24 protein-coding genes are annotated in these 21,641 nt (G+C 62.9%); 2 read left to right on the top strand and 22 right to left on the bottom strand.

Annotated features, from left to right (window positions below; translation table 11 throughout):
- Nucleotides 1-100: 100 nt before the first annotated feature.
- The 5 genes from R3D65_RS09080 to R3D65_RS09060 all read right to left on the bottom strand — a co-directional run bounded on the left by R3D65_RS09080 (nt 101) and on the right by R3D65_RS09060 (nt 6,335).
- Nucleotides 101-1,501 carry a hypothetical protein gene (locus tag R3D65_RS09080; RefSeq protein ID WP_371274892.1) on the bottom strand — a complete coding sequence of 467 codons (1,401 nt, stop codon included), beginning with the start codon at nt 1,499-1,501 and terminating at the stop codon, nt 101-103.
- Nucleotides 1,498-2,661 (bottom strand): MotB family protein, encoded by a 1,164-nt coding sequence (locus tag R3D65_RS09075; RefSeq protein ID WP_371274891.1) that lies wholly within the window; start codon nt 2,659-2,661, stop codon nt 1,498-1,500. Before R3D65_RS09075 ends, R3D65_RS09080 begins: the two co-directional genes overlap by 4 nt.
- A complete protein-coding gene (locus R3D65_RS09070) occupies nt 2,654-3,619 on the bottom strand; it encodes a hypothetical protein (RefSeq protein ID WP_371274890.1) in 966 nt (321 codons plus the stop codon). Before R3D65_RS09070 ends, R3D65_RS09075 begins: the two co-directional genes overlap by 8 nt.
- Entirely contained in the window at nt 3,619-5,277 is a 1,659-nt protein-coding gene (gene fliF / locus R3D65_RS09065) for a flagellar basal-body MS-ring/collar protein FliF (RefSeq protein ID WP_371274889.1), read from the bottom strand. The genes R3D65_RS09070 and fliF overlap by 1 nt, the downstream gene beginning before the upstream one ends.
- A gap of 137 nt (nt 5,278-5,414) precedes the next feature.
- Nucleotides 5,415-6,335: a flagellin gene (locus tag R3D65_RS09060; RefSeq protein WP_371274888.1), complete on the bottom strand. Its 921-nt coding sequence runs from the start codon at nt 6,333-6,335 to the stop codon at nt 5,415-5,417.
- Between the two features lie 269 nt (nt 6,336-6,604).
- On the opposite strand from R3D65_RS09060, the gene R3D65_RS09055 reads away from it, so the two are divergent.
- Entirely contained in the window at nt 6,605-7,042 is a 438-nt protein-coding gene (locus tag R3D65_RS09055) for a hypothetical protein (RefSeq protein ID WP_371274887.1), read from the top strand.
- A gap of 178 nt (nt 7,043-7,220) precedes the next feature.
- Complete coding sequence (locus tag R3D65_RS09050; RefSeq protein ID WP_371274886.1) at nt 7,221-8,138, top strand: flagellin; 918 nt, start codon at nt 7,221-7,223, stop codon at nt 8,136-8,138.
- Nucleotides 8,139-8,295: 157 nt separating this feature from the next.
- Here R3D65_RS09050 and R3D65_RS09045 read toward each other — a convergent pair whose 3' ends face one another.
- The 17 genes from R3D65_RS09045 to R3D65_RS08965 form a co-directional block, all read right to left on the bottom strand.
- On the bottom strand, nt 8,296-8,556 hold the full coding sequence (locus tag R3D65_RS09045) for a hypothetical protein (RefSeq protein ID WP_371274885.1): 261 nt from the start codon (nt 8,554-8,556) through the stop codon (nt 8,296-8,298).
- A 170-nt stretch (nt 8,557-8,726) separates the two neighbouring features.
- The gene (locus tag R3D65_RS09040) at nt 8,727-8,915 is read right to left on the bottom strand and encodes a response regulator transcription factor (RefSeq protein ID WP_371275018.1); all 189 of its coding nucleotides are present in this window, start codon (nt 8,913-8,915) and stop codon (nt 8,727-8,729) included.
- A 678-nt stretch (nt 8,916-9,593) separates the two neighbouring features.
- Nucleotides 9,594-10,127, bottom strand: coding sequence for a hypothetical protein (locus tag R3D65_RS09035; protein WP_371274884.1), 534 nt, complete (start codon nt 10,125-10,127; stop codon nt 9,594-9,596).
- Nucleotides 10,124-10,516: a hypothetical protein gene (locus tag R3D65_RS09030; RefSeq protein WP_371274883.1), complete on the bottom strand. Its 393-nt coding sequence runs from the start codon at nt 10,514-10,516 to the stop codon at nt 10,124-10,126. The genes R3D65_RS09035 and R3D65_RS09030 overlap by 4 nt, the downstream gene beginning before the upstream one ends.
- A gap of 74 nt (nt 10,517-10,590) precedes the next feature.
- The gene (locus R3D65_RS09025) at nt 10,591-10,962 is read right to left on the bottom strand and encodes a rod-binding protein (RefSeq protein ID WP_371274882.1); all 372 of its coding nucleotides are present in this window, start codon (nt 10,960-10,962) and stop codon (nt 10,591-10,593) included.
- A gap of 65 nt (nt 10,963-11,027) precedes the next feature.
- Nucleotides 11,028-11,429, bottom strand: coding sequence for a hypothetical protein (locus tag R3D65_RS09020; protein WP_371274881.1), 402 nt, complete (start codon nt 11,427-11,429; stop codon nt 11,028-11,030).
- A 25-nt stretch (nt 11,430-11,454) separates the two neighbouring features.
- Nucleotides 11,455-12,207 carry a flagellar biosynthetic protein FliR gene (fliR, locus tag R3D65_RS09015; RefSeq protein ID WP_371274880.1) on the bottom strand — a complete coding sequence of 251 codons (753 nt, stop codon included), beginning with the start codon at nt 12,205-12,207 and terminating at the stop codon, nt 11,455-11,457.
- Nucleotides 12,204-14,282, bottom strand: coding sequence for a flagellar biosynthesis protein FlhA (gene flhA / locus R3D65_RS09010; protein WP_371274879.1), 2,079 nt, complete (start codon nt 14,280-14,282; stop codon nt 12,204-12,206). Before flhA ends, fliR begins: the two co-directional genes overlap by 4 nt.
- A gap of 517 nt (nt 14,283-14,799) precedes the next feature.
- Complete coding sequence (locus R3D65_RS09005) at nt 14,800-15,072, bottom strand: hypothetical protein (RefSeq protein WP_371274878.1); 273 nt, start codon at nt 15,070-15,072, stop codon at nt 14,800-14,802.
- A 222-nt stretch (nt 15,073-15,294) separates the two neighbouring features.
- On the bottom strand, nt 15,295-15,561 hold the full coding sequence (locus R3D65_RS09000; RefSeq protein ID WP_371274877.1) for a flagellar biosynthetic protein FliQ: 267 nt from the start codon (nt 15,559-15,561) through the stop codon (nt 15,295-15,297).
- On the bottom strand, nt 15,558-15,968 hold the full coding sequence (gene flgD, locus R3D65_RS08995) for a flagellar hook assembly protein FlgD (RefSeq protein WP_371274876.1): 411 nt from the start codon (nt 15,966-15,968) through the stop codon (nt 15,558-15,560). Before flgD ends, R3D65_RS09000 begins: the two co-directional genes overlap by 4 nt.
- On the bottom strand, nt 15,965-16,423 hold the full coding sequence (flbT, locus tag R3D65_RS08990) for a flagellar biosynthesis repressor FlbT (protein ID WP_371274875.1): 459 nt from the start codon (nt 16,421-16,423) through the stop codon (nt 15,965-15,967). The genes flgD and flbT overlap by 4 nt, the downstream gene beginning before the upstream one ends.
- Nucleotides 16,420-16,767, bottom strand: a complete 348-nt coding sequence (flaF, locus tag R3D65_RS08985) for a flagellar biosynthesis regulator FlaF (RefSeq protein WP_371274874.1) — start codon at nt 16,765-16,767, stop codon at nt 16,420-16,422. The genes flbT and flaF overlap by 4 nt, the downstream gene beginning before the upstream one ends.
- Before the next feature lie 122 nt (nt 16,768-16,889).
- A complete protein-coding gene (locus R3D65_RS08980) occupies nt 16,890-17,927 on the bottom strand; it encodes a flagellar hook-associated family protein (RefSeq protein WP_371274873.1) in 1,038 nt (345 codons plus the stop codon).
- Nucleotides 17,928-17,931: 4 nt separating this feature from the next.
- Entirely contained in the window at nt 17,932-19,395 is a 1,464-nt protein-coding gene (gene flgK, locus R3D65_RS08975; RefSeq protein ID WP_371274872.1) for a flagellar hook-associated protein FlgK, read from the bottom strand.
- A gap of 53 nt (nt 19,396-19,448) precedes the next feature.
- Nucleotides 19,449-20,729: a flagellar hook protein FlgE gene (locus R3D65_RS08970; protein ID WP_371274871.1), complete on the bottom strand. Its 1,281-nt coding sequence runs from the start codon at nt 20,727-20,729 to the stop codon at nt 19,449-19,451.
- A 118-nt stretch (nt 20,730-20,847) separates the two neighbouring features.
- The gene (locus R3D65_RS08965; protein ID WP_371274870.1) at nt 20,848-21,567 is read right to left on the bottom strand and encodes a response regulator transcription factor; all 720 of its coding nucleotides are present in this window, start codon (nt 21,565-21,567) and stop codon (nt 20,848-20,850) included.
- Nucleotides 21,568-21,641: the final 74 nt, after the last annotated feature.

Raw genomic sequence — 21,641 nt, 5'->3', positions numbered from 1 at the left:
TCCGCCCGGCTGCCTCGATCCGCCGTATCGCCGGAAAGCCTGTTTCCCTCGCCTGGCGGACGGGACGGTGGAGCGAATGGGAACCCTTTCAGGGACGACATCATTTCGGCAGGTTCCTCAAGAGTTCATCCACGGCTTCAAGTTGCCGGCTTGCCTCGTCCATCAGCGGCTGCAAATCCGTCATGGCCTCGGCTTCCATGCTGCTGGCCGATTGCGCCTTCATGCCCGCATCCCCGGTCGGTTCGTCCCGTTGCGCCGGAGCGGCACTTTCGGCCGACAACCCACGCGCGGCTGCCTCTGCCGCACCTGGACCGCCGCCATCCGTTTCGCTTTCACCTGCGGCCGCTCCATCCGGGGCACCGCCGAGCGCCGAGGTGATGATGTCTGCGGATTCCGGGTCGCCATCGGTGGCTTCCCGCACCGCGTTCAGCGCTGCGTCAAGCAGTTCCCGGTCCTCTGCCGGAACGCTTTCGCGGCGAACATGCTTGAGCATGCCCCATGCCTGGAGAAGGCGGCCCTTGGCCACCTGCGTCATGCCTGCATAAAGGTGGGCCCGCTGCACGCGATCATCGGCACTGTCGGCAAGGTCGTTCAGGAGGCTCGAAGAGACGATGTCGGCGAGATCCTCGCGGCCCGCGATGACGGCCTGGCGCGACAGGCGCATCTTCAGCGCGATGCGGGCATCTTCCGGCAGCAGGTCGAGGACGGCGCGAATGCCTTCATCGGTCGGCAATTTCACGGCGCCATCCATGAAGAATTTCAGGAACTGGCCGAAATAGGGCGACGTCGCGAAGCGGTTGGCATAGGACCCGGCCACCCGGTAGAAGGCCGCCGCATCCCCATTGCCGGCATTGAGCCAGACGAGCCTGCGCAGCGCCACCTCTTCCAGCAGGGTTCCGGGTGCCAGAAGGCGAACGAGGTTGAAGTTCAGGGCCGCCACGTCGCGCCTGGTTGCCATGGCGGAATTGGCCTTGGCCATGGCGACATAGGCGCCCAGGGGTTGCGGCAGGGCGAGCGGGTCGATGGTCTCGAAGCGAACAACCGCCGAGCGTGTGTCGCGGCGCAGATAATCGACCACCGCCTGGGTAAGGCCGGCCTCGGGATGGTCTTCCGGCACGAAGGTCAGGACCTGGACAGCCGCCACCGGATCGCCGCCGGCAAGGCCGAACAGCAGGACCGGCGCGATATCGGTCGATGGCAGGATCGGGGTGCCGCGCATGGCCAGCAATTGCTCGCGCATCATCTTCAGGATGTCGGCCTGCAGCTTCAATGCCCCCCGGTCACCCTGAACGATGCTGTCCTGCACCTGGAAAAGCCCGGACAGAAGCGCCCCGGCGCCGGGAAGCGCCGATGCCCGCGGCTCGGGCAGGGGCGGCGCGGGCGGCGCCCCTGCACCAGCCTCCTCCGCCTGATGCCCGCCATGCGGCTCCTCGGCCTCAGCGCCGGAAACGAAAGCCGCACACAGGAGAGCGGCCAGCAGCCAGATGGTCCGCGGGGTCACGGCTCGACCTCCAGCAGCAACTCGATGCGGCGGTTCGAATCGTCATAGGGGTCGGATGGCACCCGAAGCTTGCGATCGGCGAATCCAGTGATCTGGGCGATCCGCGACTCCTCCAGGCCCGCCCGCTTGAGCATGAAAAAGGCGGCGCGGGCGCGATCCATCGACAGACGCCAATTGTCGTCATTGGCCGCGCGGATCGGCCGGCCGTCGGTATGGCCGAAAATGCGGATGCGGCCCGCCTGCTCGTCGAGCACCCGGGAAACGGCGTCCATCGCCTTGACCAGCGGCTCCTTGGGAACCGCCGAACCGATCTCGAACATCGGGAAACCGAGCTGATCGGTCAGCGAGATCATCACGCCATCGTCCTGGGGCTTCACCTCAAGCTGATAGAGCTGGCTTGCGGCCGGGCCAAGCGCCTTGTCCAGCGCGTCGCGGATCGCATCGGAACGCGCTGCCAAGGCGCTTTGCGGCCCCTCGCCGGCCGCCTCATCGCCCTTGCCGCTCACATCCTCGCCGCCCGACAGGCCCGGTTGCGCGTCCTTGCCGCCAGCGGCATCGACCGCTTTCTCGCCATCCTTGCCTTCGGTCCCCGCATCCGACTTGCCGGAATCGGCCTTTTCCTTCGCCTTGCGCTCTTCCTCTTCCCAACTGCCGGAGGGCGCCCAGTATTCGGCGGCCAGAGGATCGACGAAGCCGTCGGTCATGGCACCGCTCTCGCGCGAGAAGGGTTCCGGCATTGCGACGGTGGGAAAACTGTTCATCTCCGGCGGACCGGCGATGGCTTCGAGGCTCTTGACGGGATCGGCGAAGAAGGTCTCCTCGCTCATCGATTCCGTCGGCGTGTTGCCCGCCTCCTGCGGCTCTTCCGCCTTTCCCTCGCGGCCCGCATCCTCGCCGGTTGCGGGACCGCCCTCGTTTTCCTGAAGCCCCTTCTCGCTGCGGTTCCGCTCGACCAGCTTGATCGGGTTGAAATAGGAGGCAACGGACCGCTTGGTTTCCTCGTTCGCCGCATTGATCAGCCAAAGCACGAGAAACAGCGCCATCATGGCGGTCATGAAGTCGGCAAAGGCGATTTTCCAGGCGCCGCCATGGTGGCCGTCCTCGCCATCGCTGCTGCGCTTGACGATGATGATTTCCTGGGCGTTGGCGCCATCATTCATCGCCGGCAACCCCGGATCGTGCGGCAAGTCCGCTGAAGCGCGCCGCCAGCACCTGCGTATCGAGACGCAGCGTCAGGCCGTCATCCCTGCCTGCGACGATATCGATGTTGAAGCCTCTTTCCTCCATCTGCGCGCGCAGCATCTCCACGAGCGCGTGCGGGGCTTCAAGCCGGCACGGGCTTTCGGGACGCATGGCCAGCGCCTCGGTCGCCGCCTTGAGGAACCGGTCCGTCATCCTTTCGCGCACTGCCTGTGAAACGACAGGTTCGAGAATGCGGCCCACGGATGCCGACACCTGCTCGGCCAGTTCCACCGAGATGCGTTCCAGCCCGGTGGCCAACTGGTCGGCAAGAAGGCGGGCCTGGGCCTGGCGTTCAGCCCTGCTTTCGGCCGTGCCGGCGGCGGCGCTGACGAATCCGTAGCCGTCGCTTTCCTGGCCGTCGGCCGCCTCGCCATCCGCATCCTGCGGCGCGGCATCCCCATCGCCTGCTTCAACGGCGCCATCCAGCGCTGCCGGCATTGCGGCATCGGCCGGGAACGGTTCGGCCTCCGGCCCGGTGTCCGCCCGGTCGAGGGCCAAGGGCTCCTCCGCCAGGCTTTCCTCCGCAGTAAAGGCCGAGAACGCGGCAAAATCGTCGCTGCCACCGGCCATGGCCGGAAAGCCGGCCCCGGCGAAGGCAGCACCTGCGGCGCCATCGTCCTGCGGGCACAATCCAGGGCCGGGCAGTTCTGAAGGCGGTGCGAAATCGGGAAAATCCGGGGTCCCTACGGCCATGCCGGCGAACGGATCGTCCGGTGCGGCCAAGTCCTGCGTGCCGTCGTCCGCTGAGGGGAAAAGCGGCTGCCAGTCGCCGTGCTCCTCCTCTTGCGACAAGGGAACGAACGGCGCGGTCTCGGCGGCTTCCGTATCGAAAGCCACGAAGTCGTCATGGGCGCGCGACCGGGCGGGCTGGCTCATCACGCGGCCTCATTCAGCCAGCGCCTGAGGACCTGCACAGCGCGCTCCTCGTCGTAGTCGATCATGATTTCCAGGCGCTCCTTGGCGGACATGCCCTGGTTGCGCAGAACCTGAAGATAATCGCCATTCTCCGATGCGCCGAAATCGGGCAGATCCGCCTGGAAGCCGCCCGGCGCGGCACCGCTGATGTCGGGCAGGCCGCCGCCGAGTTCGGAGGCGAAGTCGGGCTCGAAGGCGTCGGCTGCGGTGTCCGCCTCGCCTTGCGGGCCGGCTATGGCGGCGCGGGCAAGCGGGCGCAGCCCGAGGAAGATGACCAGCAGCGCGACACCGAGGAAGGCGGCCGCCTTGATCGCGGTGTTGATATAGCTCTGCACATCCTCGCCCATGCCGGCCTCGACCGGCGCCATTTCCAGATCTTCGGGCAGGAACTCGATGGCGGTCACGTTGATGCTGTCGCCGCGCTCTTCCTGCAGGCCGGCGGCGACGAAGATCATGTCGCGGATCTTCTGCAGCCGTTCGTCGACATCCGTGACGCCCTCGGGCAGCGTCTTCGCCAGCATTTCGCGGTTGACCACCACGGCCACGGAGAGGCGCTTTACGGAGAAACCGTTGCTGACCACCGCCACCCGCTTGGTGTTGATCTCGTAGTTCGTCGTTTCCTCGCGCCGTTCGCTGTTTTCCTGCGTCTTCTGGGAGGAATTGCTGTCAGTGCCGCCCTCATCGGTGGGAATGTTCTGCTCGACCGTCGTGTTCTGGATGGCTTCGGCCTGGGATGAACTGTCCTGCGTGCGCACCACCTGGACCGAGCGCTCGACGCGCGAATCGGGATCGTAGATGGTTTCCTCGACCTGCTTGCGGTCGGTATCGAGTTCGGCATTGACCGAGACGCGGAAATTCTGGTTGCCGATATAGGGGCGAAGGGCATCGGAAATCTTCTGCGCCAGTTCGTTCTCGACATTCTTCTCCAGATCGAGCGACACGCTGATCGCATCGCCGAACGTGTCCTCGCCGGCGGCGAGCAGCTTGCCCGAGGCATCCAGAACCGTCACGTCCGACCGCGACAGGCCGGGCACGGCCGCGGCGACGAGGTGGCGGATACCCATGGCCTTTGAGCTGATATCGGACCCGTTGGTACGGATGAGAACGGATGCGGTGGGCCTGCGGTCGCGATCCCTGAAACCGCCGTCGTCGGGGATGACGAGATGTACCCGTGCCGCCTTGATGCCGGTCACCGACTGGATGGTCCGCGCGATCTCGCCTTCCAGCGCCCGCACCCGCGTGACCTCCTGCATGAAGGACGTGAGGCCGAGCGTGCCGAGATTGTCGAAAAGCTCGTAGCCCGCCCCGGCGCTGCCCGGCAGGCCCTTTTCGGCCAGGATCATCCGCGCGCGGCTGGTCTGGCCCGCCTCCACCAGGAAGGTGCCCCCCTTGGTGTCGATATCGTAGGAAATGCCGGCTTCCGAAAGGACGATGCCCATCCGGTTCACGTCGTCGCGATCCAGCCCGACATAGAGGGTTTCATAGGTCGGACGGCTCATGAACCAGGAGCCACCGGCGACGAGCACGACGATGGTGACCAGGGCCGCGGCCAGGGCCACAAGCCTTGCCGTTCCCAAACCCTTGAGATTGCCGATCAATGTCTGGAGTTGATCTGCCACACGCCGCTCCGCCTTATTGGCAGATAAGCTATCGTGCGAAGCTTGCGCGGAATTGGCGCGCGGGCACCGGAGATGACACCGGGATGCAAAAAGGCCGCCCGGAGGCGGCCTTCATGGAGGTCAGTCCTTGCTTGCGCTTAGCGGAACAGCGACAGGATCGACGAAGAGGAGGCGTTGGCCATCGAAAGGGCCTGGATGCCGAGCTGCTGCTGCGTCTGCAGCGCCTGCAGCCGGGTCGATTCCTCGGTCATGTCCGCATCGACCAGTTGTCCGACGCCGCGATCGATGGAGTCCATCAGGTTCGAGACGAAGTTGGTCTGGATGTTGATGCGGCTCTTGGCAGCACCGAGGTTGGCCGCGGCGGTGGTCATCGAGGACAGGGCCGAATCGACGTTAGAGATCATGTCGTCGATGTCGGTATCGTCAATGCCGGCGGCGGTGATATCCAGGTCCGACACCGAAACGGTTGCCGCGCCGGCGCCCGTGGTGGTGAAGGTGGAGTCCAGGATACCGGACTGGTCGTTGGCATCGAACAGTTCGGTGGTCGTCGTGTCGACGTTGATCAGGCCGACCGAAACGGAGCCGTCCGAAGCACGGTTGAACGAGCCGACAATCTCCTTGGTGGCGATGTAGCCGGTGGCGCTGGAGTCGACCGAAAGCCAGTTCTCACCAGAGAACGAGGCCGATTCGGCGATGGATACCAGCTGGTTCTGCAGTTCGGTGATTTCCGACTGGATCTTCGACTTGTCGACGCCCGGTTCACGGGACGCAACCAGCTTGGACTTGATTTCGTCGACGACGTCGATGGCCGAGTTCATGCCGGTATAGGCGGTGTCGACCTTCGCCGAACCCAGGCCGAGCGCGTCCTGGACCGTCGACAGCGCCTTGTTGTCGGAGCGCATCGTCGTGGCGATGGACCAGTAGGCGGCGTTGTCGGATGCCTCGGCCACGCGATAGCCGGTCGAGATCCGGTTCTGCGTCGTTTCCATGGCGTGGTTGGTCATCTGCAACGACTTGAGCGCCGTCATAGCAGCAGAGTTGGTGATAATGCTGGACATGAATTGTCCCTCCAAACTTCCAGAAAAGGGACATACCGGGCCGTCCGGTACAGCAGTCTGGCATCATGCCACGCGCCGCGGAGACGGCACCTCTGCTGTTTCATGAGCGGGTATAGGCGGATTTCGTTTCCGATCCCTAAATGCGGACGCTCAAAAGCAAACTCCGGACGAAACTGGCATGCACAGGGTTACCAAAGCGTTGCCGGACACATCCCTCGCACAAGCTTCACAGGTTATCCGGAACGACCAAAGGAAACGGGTGCGCAATCATGCTCAGACATCTGATCGTGGCCGGTTCCGGCCTCGTTTCCGTCCTGGTCGTCTCGTTCCTGATGGCGAGGACACCGGAGCCCGAACCGGCGGAAGCAAGCGACACGGCGGACCACGTGCTGGCCGTGACGCGGAAGATGAAGCCTGCCGACCTGGTCGTTCCGGTTTTCGCAGGCGGGTCCGTCACCGGCTATATCGTGGCGAATGTCACCGGGGAACTGACGCCGGAGATCGGCGACGAGGTGGCCGGCTGGTATCTGAGCGATGCGCTGCTGCAACTGCTGCACGATGAGGCGGACGTGCCGACGGTGGAGGAAAAGGTACCCGAATCACAATGGCTGCGTGCGCGGCTGGAAGAGGCCGCGAACCGGCGTCATGGTTCGCCGATGATCAAGGACCTCGACGTGACCCGCATCAAGTATCTGAAACGCATATGACTTTTTTCGCCCGAGACGCTGTTGAATATTTATTAACCATACCGAATATTCTGATAGTGTGTTTGTAGTTGCGTAGCGAGCGAAAGACGGTGGTGGGCTTTGACGGTCCAGGCATGATGCCGAATCACCGTAACCTGACGATCAGGATGTTCCCCTTGTTCCCTACAGGATCGGGACCGTGACCAGCATCAAGACAAACCCCGCCGCAATGATTGCGCTGCGGACGCTCAACGCGACCAATACAGCGCTCCAACAGACACAGAACCGGGTTTCCACCGGCTACCGGGTTTCGGAAGCTTCCGACAACGCAGCCTACTGGTCCATTGCCACGATCATGCGATCGGACAGCAAGGCATTGTCGACGGTGCAGGACGCGCTCGGCCTCGGCACCGCGAAGATCGACGTGACCTATATGAGCCTCAACTCCTCCATCGACGTGGTCGACAAGATCAAGTCGAAGCTCGTGGCCGCGCGTGAACCCGGCGTCGACAAGGCCAGCATCCAGAGCGAGATCACCGAATTGCAGGCCCAGTTGCGGGCGATCGCGGATTCGGCCTCGTTTTCCGGTGAGAACTGGCTTTCGGTCGATTCCAGCGCCGGCAACTATGTTCAGGTCAAGGAGGTGGTGTCGTCGTTCACGCGCGCCGGCGCAGGCGTCACGGTCAACACGATCCAGATCGACACGGCCAACATCGAGCTGTTCGACGATGCCGACCAGAGCGGCCTGATGGATTCGACCTTCACGACCACGGGCGCCGGGGCGCTTGTCGTTTCAGTCCATACGCTCGACATCACGGCCGCCGGTCTCGACAATACCGATCTCGACGACATGATCTCGGCGGTGGATGCGGCCCATGTCGGCCTGACATCGGCTGCCGCCGATCTTGGCGCGACCAAGAGCCGTATCTCGATGCAGACCGACTTCGTCAACACGCTGCTCGACGCGGTCGAGCGTGGCATCGGCACCCTTGTGGACGCCGACATGACGGAGGAATCGACCCGGCTGCAGGCGCTTCAGACGCAGCAACAGCTTGGCATCCAGGCCCTGTCCATCGCCAATTCCTCGGCACAGAACATCCTGCAGCTGTTCCAGTAAGGCGATACGGCTCCGGCGACCCGTCGCCGGATGGCATGACATCTCCCGCCCGAGCGCGGCGGCCCATGCACGGGCATGAACCGGTGCGCCTTCTCCAGGCTCGTTTGCGCGGCCAATACGCGCTGCGCAACTCAACCGGCCAGGCGGCCGGCACGCCTTAGCGGCGGCTTTCGAACAGTTCGCAGATCTTGTCCCGAATCGCCTGCCAGAGCGCGCCCTCCCGGTCGAACCGGGACAGTTTTTCCAGCAGGAAATGCAGCATTTCCAGTTCTTCCTTGCGGCTTTCGGGGCGGTGCGCAAGGATTTCCTCGAAAGACATCGAGGCGATCTGGTCGCAATCCTTCAAAGTGCCGAAGTCATCGTCCTGAATGGCGGTCTCGACAGCCGCCATTGCATCATCGTAGCGACGCGCAAGCATGGCAAAAGACAGACTTTCCCTCAATTGAAGCATAGTACAACTTCTTCAAATCTTGTACAAAATCAGTATAACTATAGATACTGATATGCAAATAAGGACGCTACCGCATGCCGTGCGAATATGCAATGCAGCAGCCGGCAATCGCGAAAATTTGAATTACTTTATATTACTTATATATGTCCGAGCCTGACGGCCTTCGCGACCGCCTGGATGCGGCTGACGCAGTTCAGCTTCCGGCAGGCTGTCGTGAAATAATGATTCACGGTATGTTCGGAAAGCCCGGTGATGTAAGCCATCTCGGCGCTCGTCTTGCCCTCGCCAGCCCAGTAGAGGCATTCCTTCTCGCGCGCAGTCAGCACGTCCTCGGTTTCGCGCAAGCCGCTGCGAATGAATTGCGAGGCCGATTCGAAGGTTGCCAGCGCTTCGATGACCAGGTCCGGACTGATGCGGCGAACCGGCTCTGCGGACAGGAAATGCAGCACGATGACGCCAAGTTCATCGGTCGGGATCGGAATGAGAACGCCGCCGGCAATGCCGCCATCGGCAAAGGCGCGTTCAAGTATCTTGACCGGCTTCTCTTCCGTTTCCGGTTGCCCGGGCTTGACGGTGGACGGGTCGAGCGCGACGAGGTTCCAGAGAACCGGAGCGGTATGACCGCGCAACGGCCCCATCAGGTCGCAACCGCTGCGCTGAACGGCACTGTCGAGGATCTCGATGAAATAGGAGGACATGCTGGTCATCAGCAGGGAATCAGCCAATGTCCCGCCCTGCAGGTGTTTTGGCTTGCCGACATAGATGAGGAAATCCTCGAACCCGTGCCGCTTGCAAAGCTTGAGAAGGTGGGAGAAAGCATCGTGTGGCGATGACATCAGCCAGGACAAGCTTTCAACAACGAAACGCCGGTGCAATACCTCTTCTCCAGGACTGCCTCGACCGATCAATTCTCGTTTCACTTGCCCTGCCCTCAATCTTGAATGTTTCTCTTATATTGCGGCATAAACCCAAGAAGCTTGCGAAATATCAAGTTCAACAGCTCTTCAGTGCGTTCCGCCTGCCTTGACCCCCTTCTCTTTTCCCAATCCTATGTCCAGAGTCTGGTTCTCTTCGATCAGGTTCTTGCGCAGTTCGGCGGGGGCAAACCGGTCTGCGTGAATCACGATCACATCTTGCAGGTCACTGTCCGGGAGGGCAACAGTCAAGCGTTCACTAAGATTTTTCGCGATGACCGCGGGATTAACTGCCCGGTCTATCATCTTTTCGGTGAACTCCTGATCCAGAATCAACTCCTGGTATATTTCCTGGACCAGAACCGGCAAGACCGGCGATGAAGCGAGGGGCTTGTCCGCCCCCGATTTCAGGACGACATTCAGTGTCCGGTATTCAATCACCTTGCCGTCGCGAATCACCGGCGCGACGAGAATGCCGGAATCCCAATAGTTGGGCTGCGTCCCGGCTGGCGCCACTTCCGGCACCCCGGCCGGCGCCGGACTGTTCCCCGGGAGCGTGGAAAGGAAACCGCCCGCAACGGCGGCGGCGACAGCAAGAATGCCGAAGACAAGGCCCTTGATCATGGCCGGACGGAAAGCGACGCGCTCGAATAGGTTCCGTCGTCCTCGTTGTCACGGATTTCGCTGATCACGAGATCGGCCACCGAGCGGACCGCCATCGCCTGCGCCTGGAGGCTCCGCGCATTGGCACGCAGTTTCTCGTTCAACTCGTCCAGGCGCTCGCGCAAGCCCGCGATGCCCTTCCACCCGGGATTGCCGTTGATGGCGCGCGACAGCTCATAGAGAAGGCGGCTTTTGCGGGTGTTGTAGGCCTGCAACTCGGAAAGCCGCCTGTTCCGCAAAATCTCCGTTTCACCATCAAGGCAGACAGAAATCGCGTCCAGCACCTGAAGGATGGAACTGTGGTCCTCTTCCTCCCGCGTGCGCAGCGGTCGTGTCGCTTGAACGGCCATGTCTGTTCACTCCGATGTTGCATGCCCGGCGCGAAGGCGGGCGGCGTGGTGGGAAGGGCGAGGCATCCGGTTCATCAGTCACGCGCCCCGGTCGCCCGCGCGCCCATTTGCGCAGCGATCCGCTCCGCGATGCCAAGGCCGCCCTGGCGCGCGAATTCGCCGGCGAGCTTCTCGCTCATCATCGACTTCCACATGTCGCCCGACAGGCCGGTACCGTAAACGGAGCCGGCATCCTCGGGCAGCATCGCGGCTATGAAATTCTGCAGGACCACTGCCTCGAACCGGGCAAGAACGCTCATGTCCACGCCCTTGGCCGGCGTTCCGCTCACGGGCGCTTCGCCGAGCGATGCCTTCCACGCGGCGCTGTCCGCCCGCGTCACCGCCACATCCGGCGTGGTCAGGCCGAGCGATGCCAGGGCCGGCAGCGCGGAAACGGAACCATTCATCGCCGATCAGTCCTCCTGTTGCGTTGCCATGACCGGCCTCGATCCGGTTTCATCACCTTACGCCGTCATACTTGCCGGAAACTGGTCTTGGAGCGGTTGGCGCGGGCGGCCCAGTCGCTGCCGCTTTCCTCCTGCGAGGCGACGCTCGCCTTTCCCTCGATGGCGGTCAGGCGTTCGCCGAGGCGCTCCTTCTGGCGTTCACGGCGCTTGCGCTCGCGCTCCACCTGCTCGCGCTCGGCCGTGAGGCGGGCCTTCTCCGCTTTCAGTTCCGCCTGATGGCGCACGACTAGATCGGGAAACAGATCCATGGCGAGCGATGGCCCGGCGGCAAAGGCATCCAGCGATTTCAAGTCCTCGGTGACAGCCTGAAGCCGGCCCGCCAGATGGGTGCTGCGGGCCTGGTTCAGGTTCTCAAGCTGACCGGTCAGACGCACCAGCCGGCGGATATCCCTGCTCTTGTCACCCATCGGTTATCCTCCTGGACATTCGCGGCTAGCGGAAAAATCCCATGTCCGGCACGGCGGCGGCAAACTGGCTGAGCATGGACGGGAATGCGAAATAGGCGATCAGCAGTCCGCCAAGCAGCGTATAGGGCAAGGATATGAAATAGATGGGGATCTGGGGCGTGAGCTTGTTGAGCAGGCCGACGATCAGATTGATGAGGATCCCATAGGCCAGAAACGGGCCGCCCAGCCGCAGGACCAGCAGGAAGGCATCGTTCAGTCGCTGGCCGACGCGCATGAGAAGGCGCGCCGGCTCGATGATGCCATCGGCCGGAATGATCGCGTAGGAGCGGACAAGGCCGATTATGACGGCATGATGCGCATTGACGATGAAGAAGAGGACCAGCGCGGCCATGGACAGGAAGGCGCCGAAGGCGGCCTGGGGCTCGGCCTCGGTGACCGGTGTGCCCATCATCGTTCCAAAGCCCATCGACATGGCAGCGCCGGCGGCAATGAATTCGAGGGCAGCGAAAAGCAGGCGCACCAGGAGGCCCAGAAATGCACCGACAATCGTTTCGGTCGCGATCAGGAGATAGAAGAAGGCAGGATCACCCGGCGACAGCCGGGGCAGGCTGGACCAGACGAGCGGAGCCAGGGCGACCGACAGGGCAATCGCGGTGAACAGCCGGATGCGGACGGGCACGCGCACCGAGGAAAAGCCCGGTACCACCATCAGGCATCCGCCGATCCGGCAGAAGATGATGATGAAGGGCATCAGCAGCGTGGTGACGAGATCGGTCATGCCACCGAGCCGATGACATTGACCTCGACGCCGCGGGCGATCTCGACATGGGAGAGAACGGGAAGGGAGGGGAAGAGCCGTTCGAGGATCATGCGCACGTAGGGGCGCGCCTCGGGGCTGGTCAGCACCGCGAACTGCTTGGACTGGTCCAGCAGCTTGTTGATGGCGGCGGCCGCCTCGCGGCCGAAGGTCTCAAGCTGGCGCGGATCCATGTCGAATTCGCGCACATCGCCATTGGCGTCGCGCTTGAGGCTTTCCTGGAAGACAAGGTCCCAGCGCCCGCCCAGGCGAAGGACATTGAGAACGCCGTTCTCGGCAAGGTCGCCGCAAATCTGCTGCGCCATGCGCATGCGCACATGCTCCACCAGTTTCTCGGTGCGCCGGACATGCGGCGCCACTTCGGCAATGGCCTCGATGATGAGCGGCAGGTTCCGGATCGAGACCCGGTCCGCCAGCAGCATCTTCAGCACGGCCTGGAGGCCGGGATAGGAAATATGGGTCGAGCACAGTTCATCGGTCAGTTTCCGGTATTCCGGATCAAGCTGTTCGATGAGGCGCTTGGTGTCGCGGTAGGACAGGAGCTGGGGCAGGTTGTTGCGGATGACCTCGCTGAGGTGGGTGAGCAGGACCGACAGATTGTCCACCGTCGCTATGCCCATGCGCTTGAGGTCGGCGGCGAAATTCTGCGGCACGGAGAGCGCCGGCATGCCGAAGGCCGGCTCCTTGACGGGTTCGCCCGGAATATCCGGCAAGGGCTTGTTGCCGGTCAGGGCCAGCACTTCGCCAAGGCGCAGTTCATGCAACGAGAAGGCCGTTCCGTGTATGCGGATCTGATAGGCCTTTTGCGGCAGGGCCAGATCCTCGGAGATCTTCACCTCGGGGATGACGAAGCCGTATTGCTGGGCGAATTTCTTGCGCATGCGCGCCATGCGGAAGGCCAGTTCCTCCTGCGATCCGAGGAAGGCCGTGGCGATCTGCTTGCCAAAGGCGACCTCGATCTCGGCGGTCTTCAGCGACGCCTTCATCGAGTTTTCTTCCACCTGCGCCCTGGCGCGATCCTCCTTCTCGCGCTCGCGCTCCTGCGTCAGGTGCTGGCGGAACCGCTGGCGGTTGACCGTGAAGCCCACCGTGGCAAAACCCAGCGACAGGACGAGAAACGGGAAAAGCGGCAGGCCCGGCATGGCGGCCAGAAGCAGCATCAGCGCGGCCGCCACATAAAGCGCCCGGGGATAGTGGCCAAGCTGGGCAAAGACGGCGACATCGGCAGAGCCGCGCGTGCCGCCCTTGGAGACCAGCATGCCGGCGGCCAGCGACACGATGAGCGCCGGTATTTGCGAGACGAGACCGTCGCCGACGGACAGCTTGATGAAGACGTCACCGGCTTCCGAAAGCGACATGCCGTGACGGGCATAGCCGATGATGATGCCGCCGAAGACATTGATGGCAGTGATGATGAGGCCGGCAATGGCATCGCCGCGGACGAATTTCGAGGCACCGTCCATGGAGCCGAAGAAGGCGCTTTCCTCCTCCAGTTCCTTGCGGCGGTCCTGGGCTTCCTTCTCGTTGATGATGCCGGCGGACAGATCGGCATCGATGGACATCTGCTTGCCCGGTATCGCATCGAGCGTGAAGCGCGCCCCGACCTCGGCAATGCGGGTGGAACCCTTGGTGATGACCACGAAGTTGACGATGACGAGAATGAGAAACACCACCACGCCGATCACGAAATCCCCGCTCATGACAAACTGGGAGAAGCCGGAAATGACGTAGCCGGCCGCATTCACCCCCTCGTGCCCCTCTGAAAGGATGAGGCGCGTGGTGGAAATGTTGAGCGCCAGGCGCAGCATGGTGGCGATCAGCAGGACCGTCGGGAAGGCGGAGAAATCCAGCGGGCGCGCGATCCACAGCGACACCATGAGAATGAGGACGGAAAGCGCCAGCGAGATCGCCAGTCCAAGGTCGATCAGGAATGTGGGTACGGGCAGGAACAGGATGGACAGGATGAAGACGATGCCGCCGGCCAGGGCGATATCGGTGGGGCGTCCGGGCAAGGTGGAGACGGCAGGGGCAGCCACGTCGTTCTCTCTTTCCGCTTGATTCGGATGAGAGCCTATGCCCGCTAGCTTGTGCGAAAATCACGACGGCGGCCGGGCGGCCAACAGCCCGGACTTAACGTTAATTTAATCAGTAAAAGGCTAGTCATCCTGACAAGCGAACAGTCCGTTTTGACGGATCCTGCATGATGCATCTTCGCGGCCCGGCCTGCGCCGGATGTCCTGAACCGTCATGACGCGAGGCAAGAGCGCTGCCGCTGGCAGAATTGCCAGATTCCGTTCCCGGTTCTCCTTTGACAGCATTCACTTCCTGGTTGACATGTTCAGCCTCAAGGCGGACAGCCGGGCCATTCCCTGCCACCTTATGTCCCGGTTGCCGCCTCTTTTTTTCCGGCCTCACGCTCCGCGCCCGGCGCGTCTGCAAGACCCGGCTTTTCCCCGGTCAGGCCCCATGGTCGAGACGTCATCCGGACCACCACGGGGCGCGGGCGCAGGTCATGCCATGGCGGCCAGGCCGGGCGGCTGGCGGTGGCGCCGTTCAGGTGCGCTTGCGGTAGAGGTCCAGGACCTTTTCGCGAACCCGCATGAGATGGCCATCACGCGCGCCGATTTCGCTCAGGATGGAATCGAGAAGAAAGATGAACAACCGGCGCTCCTCGGTGTCATCGGCCGGTTCGTAAGCCAGGATTTCCTGCCAGACGAGGCGAAGCTGGCGGTCGATCCCGTTGATCGCCGCGACGTCTTGGCCATCAATGGCCTGCACGAGCCTTGCCTCATGCTGCTCGAATCGCGCCAGGAGCAGGTCCAACATGAAAATCCGAAAGTGCGTTTGCGTGGCGCGGGGACATGCCACTTGGCAGGCGCCTTCATGCACCCGACCCGTCATACATAAGGCACAACGTCTTTCAGTTCAGCCTAATCCTATACAGGTGGTTAACCGGATCGTCCCGGACTGGCGTCCATCGGCACGCGCAGGGGCCGTCCGGCAAGCCGCGCAAGGCCGTAGAGCGATCCGCTTCCGTCAAAAATCGCGCTAGAATCCGGATTCAATGCGTCCGTAGAGAACGTTTGTGAGAACAAGGAGCTTGCTGCCGACGAAACCGGCGGCCAGCGTGGAGGAAAAGAAGACGATCATGATCTTCGGCACGAAGGTCAGCGTCACTTCCTGCACCTGCGTCAGCGCCTGGAACAGCGCAATGGCGATGCCCGCCACCATGGCCGGCACGACAGCCGGGGCGGAAACGACGATCACGGTCCAGACGGAAAACTGAACGAGGTCCAGCGCGTCGGTGGCGTTCATTCGCCGATCACCGTGCCTGTCGTCACCGGCAGTTCCGCGCCGCTGTCGAGAATGGCGACGAGCCCGGTGGCGCCGATCTTGACCTGCGACACCGTGCCGGAAACCGAGCCATCGGCGCTGGTGATGGTCCGGCCAACGATGCTGTCGACCTGTGACACGACCGAGGCGGCCAGCAGGACCTCCAGCTTGTTGTTGATCTGGATGCTCTGCTCGACATTGGAGAAGCTGGCCAGTTGCGACACGTACTGGCTGGCATCCATCGGCTCCGTCGGGTCCTGGTTCTTCATCTGGGTCACGAGGATCTGCAGGAACGTGTCGTAATTGACCATGTTGGAGGCGCGGGCCTGGCTGCCCTGGCTTTCCGCCGCCGCCTGCGTGTTGCCCGTAACCGCCGTGACGGACGTCATCGCATCACCATCCTGTCCGCGCCCATCAGGCCGTCACCGGCCATCGGCATTTCGGTCGAAGGTGCGCTGGCCAGAATCTGCGCTTCGAGCGGAAACAGTGCGCGGGTGGAGCGCATGGCCTCGAAATACATCTTCTGGTGAACCATCCTGTCAATGTCCTTGAGTTCGGAAAGGATGTGTTCGTTCTCGAAAGCCGCCAGCAGGCCCGGCATCTGGTTCTTGTAGACGACCATGGCCGGCTCGGTCTCGTTCGGCGCCATCAGCATGACCTGAACGATGAAATAGAGCTGCTTGAGCGGCGTCGTCGCGTCGGAAGCCTGGAGGATGTGGTTTTCCAGCAGGAAGTTGACGTCGTTGAGGATCTCGATGGCTGTCTTGCGGTCCACCCGAAGGACAGCGCCATTGATGTAGATCTTCTCGTTCGCCTTGAGCGAAATCTTGAACGTGCTTTTCATCGAATACCGTCCCGAATGATCCTTGAAATGTCGATAAGGCCGTCAAAATTCTCGGATTTTTCCTGCCTGATCTCGTCTATCGTGCGCAGCATCCAGATGCCGATGCTCAGCAGGTTCGCGCGCACCTCCTTGGGCAACTGGTTTTCCGGATCGGCCAGGTCCGACATCAGCGCCATCCAGACGCGCGCGGAATAGTGAAGCGCGTGGATCGCCTCGATCGATCGCACGCCCGCTTCCCTTGCCGCCTCCAGCATGCCGATGGACTGGTCCAGCGCCTCGCGTTCCCTGGAGCGCGCCTCCTCCAGGTCGTCGGTCTGAATCTCTTCGTATTTCGCGATATACATGTCACAGCTCCTGCGTGGGCCGGACGCCGCGCCGTCCCGTGACGGCGCAAGCCCGCATCAGGCCCCGGCCCGGCCTGACTGTTGAGAAAGGGATATCGATCCTGGCCATGTGCGCGCCCTTCCTAGAGATACCTGACGAGTGACAATGACTGGACGCGCTGGGTCAGCATGTAGGCCGTCTCCAACTGGTTCAGCAGATTGGTCATGCGCGTTGCCGCCTCGTATGGATCGACACTGCCCATTTCGGTCGAAAGGTCGGTCATGTAGTTCTTCTGCAGCGTCATCCGCTCCGTCGCATCGGCGACCTGGGTCTCGACCAGGCCGAGCCTGCCTTGGACCAGGGTGACCTGCGCCGAAGATGCGCCAAGCCCCTCGCCGCCATCGCGTATGACCTGCCGGGTCGCATCGCCGGAAATGCCCGATCCGAGGAAGGACACGGCCACGGTGAGGGAGAAGAAGGCGCTCTTGAAGGCTTCTTCGTTGGCGGAGACGGAGGTGATGGCGGTCTGGTCCTGGGCGATGCGCGAGCGAATGCCGTCATCGCTGGCCGAGGACATGCCGGGCCAGCCGGTGGCGTCGAAGAGCGGACGCGCGACATTGTCGAGGAAATCTTCCATTTGTGCCGCGGTCAGCGACGCGGCGGCCGGATCGGACTTGGCAAAGCCGAAATGGGTGGCGAAGGCGGCATCCAGATCGGCCTGCCAGCCACTGCCCTCGAACGGGGCAACCGGCTTGGCATCGGCATTCACCCCGGCAAAGAGATATTCGCCATTGGCCGAGGTATTCATCACATTCGTCAGGTCTTCCAGCGCCGTCAGCGCGTTGTCACGCACGAGATTTGCCGAACCGGTGCCGCTGAGTGCCGTGTTGAACACCTGCATCACGTCGCCCGAAACATCGGTGAAGCGCGACATGGCCGATTGCGCAGCGGTCATGCGGGCCCCGGCCATCTCATTGGTCATCAGGATGGAGTCGAGCCTTTCGCTCTCGCGTTCAAGCGACATGCGGAAACCGTTGCGCAGGCCCAGTTCGCGGGCCGGATCAGCCTTCTCGCCCGTCACGGTTTCCTGCTGGGCAGTGACGATGGCGGCCTGCGTGGCGCGAATGGACATGCGCAGCGCGCTTGCCATGGAAAGGGTCGATGCGGCCTGAAGCTTCATGGGACTACCTCGCCGCCTCCAGCAGGGCAGCCAGCATGTTGTCCACCGTCGCGATGAGACGGCTGGTCGCCTTGTAGGAATGTTCGATCTCGACGAGCGAAGCCATCTCGTCGTCGATGTTGACACCTGTCTGCGCGATCAGCTTGCTGCCCAGGGCGGCATGCATGGCGTCCTTCGTCTCGGCCGCGCCGCCGGCATCGGCCCGGTAGGCTTCGAGCCATGCCTGCGCATTGCCCGAATAGGCGACGAGGCTGACGTCGCTGGCCAGGCCCGTGGCCGTATCGAAGGCCATGGGCGCTTCCATGGCATCGGCCAGCGCGATGATCCGGTCGGAAAAGGCGACGCCGCCAGCGGCGTTGACGACATAGGCCGCGCCGTTGGCGCCGCCGTCGCGCAGCAGCGATGGATTGCCGCCGGACTGCGGATCATAAAGCGGATTGACCGCAAGTGTCGTGGCCATTCCCGGCGAAAGAACGCCATCGGGCGGAACCGCCGGGCCGCCTGACCAGGTGAACAGGCCGGTGCGGGCGGGGCCGCCACCGCCGGTCTGATCGGTTTCGGCGAACATGGAAACAAGGCCGCGCGCGATTTCGTCCAGTTGCATTTCGGTCTGGACGGTCACCTCGTCGCGGACTTGCAGCAGGGCCGCGATGGAGCCCGAGGACGACGTGTCCGCGCCGGTTCCCGCCTTGACCGGAACGCCGTCGATGCGCACCACGTTTCCGGTGTCGCCGGCCGAATAGGCCGGACGCGGCGTGAAGGTCACGTCGCGCGGCGTGGTCTCGAACAGCATGACGCCGCCGGCCGTGGTCAGCATCACATCGCCATGATCACGTTCGGTGACCGTGACGGGCACGATTTCGGCAATCCGGCCAAGCAGTGTGTCCCGGCGGTCGAGAAGCTCGTTGGGATCGCCATCGCGCAATGTGGCCTTGATGATGGCGTTGTTGACACCCTCGAATTCGGCGAGCAGGCCGTTGAGGGTCGCGACCTCTCCGGCAATCTCGCTGTCCATGCGCGCCCGCAACGAATGGACCTCGGCGGAGGAGGCATTGAGCGCGTTGGCGATCGTGCCGGCGGCGTCTACCACGCCACGGGCGAGAAGGTCGTTGTCGGGGCTTGCGCTGTAGGTCTGCAGCGCGCCATGCAGCCGGGACAGTAGCGCGGAAGCCGAGGCCGAGCCGTCGGTTCCGTTCAGGGATAGCGAGAGCTGCTTCATGTTCTCGCTGATGGTGTTCTGCGCCACCGACAGGGAAAGCGCATCGCGCGAGGAAGCCGACAGCCGGGTGTTGGCCGCGCGGTCCACCGAAGCCACGGCGGCGCCGTTTCCGGCCGTTTCCATGACCACGGTGCGCCGGGCATAGTTCGGGTCCGAGGCGCCGGAAATGTTGCGGGCGGCCACACTTGCCTTCTGGGACAAGTTGAACAGTGAACTCTGGGCGGTGGAGAGCACCGTGGAAAGTGACATGCCCTACTGCCTCCAATCGCGGCCGCCGCCTGTAGCGCGGAAGCGGCCGCCCGTTACCTCTTGAGGTTCACCACGACGTCCATGAGATCGGACCCGGTCTGGAAAACCTTCGAATTGGCGGTAAAGCCGCGCTGTGCCTGGATCATCCGCGTCAGTTCCTCAGCGATGTCGACATTGGACTGCTCGATGGCCGAGGACATGATGGCGCCGTAGCCGCCTTGCTGGGGATTGCCGACCATGATGTCGCCGGAATCGGGCGTCTGTGCGAAGACCGTGCCGGTGACGGCATTCAGCGCTGCCGGATTGGCCACCGTTCCCAAGGGGATGCGGTAGAGATCGCGATAGGTGCCGTCGTCATACTGGCCGTAGACATAGCCGTCCTTGGAGACGTGGATACCGTCAATGGTGGAGGGCGGCCGGCCGTTGATGTTGGCGTCGGAAATGCCGAATTCGGCGGCGAGCTGGGTGAAGTTCGCCATGTCCAGATCGAAGGTTTCACCATTGGGAAGCGCGATCGAGATCGATGTCGGCGAGGCGCCATCGAGCTGGCCGGTCGTCGGATCGAAGGTCAGCGTGTCGGTCGCAAAAGCCGCGGCTGCATAGGGGAAGCCACCGGTGGTCGGGTCGGCATCCGCCTTGTTGTAGGCGGTCACTTCCCAGGTGTCGGCGGCAGTCTTGGAATAGTAGACGTCGATCGTCACTTCCGCGCCCAGGTAATCATAGGCGACAACGGAGACCTTGTTGGTAAATTCTGCGTCGGCCGCATTCGTGGACGGCAGGTTACCGGCAACGATCTCGGCCTCGGCGTCCAGATTGCCCATGACATAGCCGGCCGTGGTCGGGACCGTCGTCAGCTCGAAGCCGTCCAGCGTGACGATTTCGAGATCGGCGAGCCCGTTCGTGGCGCCGGCGGCGCCATTGGCGCTGGGATAGCCCATGAGATAGAAACCGGCCTGGTTGACGAGGCGCCCCTCGTCATCCGGAAGGAACGATCCGGCCCGCGTCAGGAAGGTCTGGCCGCCGGGATCCTGAACGACGAAATAGCCGTCGCCGGATACGGCGAGATCGGTGACCGAGGATGTGTATTCCAGCGGTCCCTGCTGGTTCATCATGCGAACGGTGTGGCTGAGCACGCTGCCGGATTCGTAGTTTCCAGCAGTACCGGGACCTGCGCCTGCCAGCGACGTTCCCGCCACCAACGTCGAAAACAGGACTTGCGAACGCTTGTAGCCGTTGGTGTCCGAATTGGCGATGTTGTCGGCCACGGAGGACAGGCGGTTGGACTGGGCGTGCATCCCGGAAACACTGGTCTGCATCATGCCGTAAATGCTCATTGGGCACCTCCGCCTTCATACGGATAAATCATGTGAGCCGACCCTATGCGGCCAGGCTTGCGCCAGGCATGCCTTAACAAGTGGTTAACGCCGGCCGGCCATGGACCGCGCCGCGCCATCACGCCGCCGTCAGTTCGCGCGAGACAGGGGCGCAGTCGCCCTCTTCGGCCTCCAGCACGAGCCGGTAGCCGAGATAGCGCTTGGAATCGATGGGATCATAGCCCAGCGCATCGCGCAGCTTGCGCCGCAGTTTCGAAATGTGGCTTTCCACGACGCATTCCTCGATGGAATCATCGAACACGCCATAGGTGGCATTGAAAATCTGCGCCCGGCTGACGCGCCGGCCCTCCGCGGAAGCAAGGAATTCGAGAATGCGGCGCTCGCGCCTGGGCAAGGGGAAGATCTCGCCATCGACCTCGGGGTCGCGACCATCGAAGAAGACCTTCAGGCGCTCGGTCGTCTCGCGGACCGGCTCGGGCGCGTTGCGCTTGCGAATGACGGCGATCCGCTTGAGCAGCTCGCGAACATGCACGGGCTTGCGCACAACATCGTCATAACCGGCATCAAACAATTCAAGCGTGCGGTCGAGGTTCTGGCGATCCAGCAGCGCGATCTTGGCGATTCGCCCGGCAGCCGGCGCCGCCTGCGGCAGGATGATCTCGTCCGAAGCGTCTCCGATCAGATAAGCGATGATCGAGTCAAAATCCGACTCGCATGCCGCGTCCATCCACTCGATAAACTCGCCTGGCGTGAATCCGGCGACGGGATACCCCTCGCGCTCGAGCATGGACTTGTAACTGTCCACAACGATCCCGCGATCATCCACGACAACGATCATGTGCCTAATCCCCTCGAATCATTAATTGATTCTGGTTAACAGGGCTAACTTGCGGGGATTCTTGGTGACAATTA

The organism is Zhengella sp. (assembly GCF_041397485.1).
Lineage (GTDB): Bacteria > Pseudomonadota > Alphaproteobacteria > Rhizobiales > Rhizobiaceae > Zhengella.
Note: the sequence above shows the minus strand (reverse complement) of the source record. Positions and strands in the feature narration are given on the sequence as shown.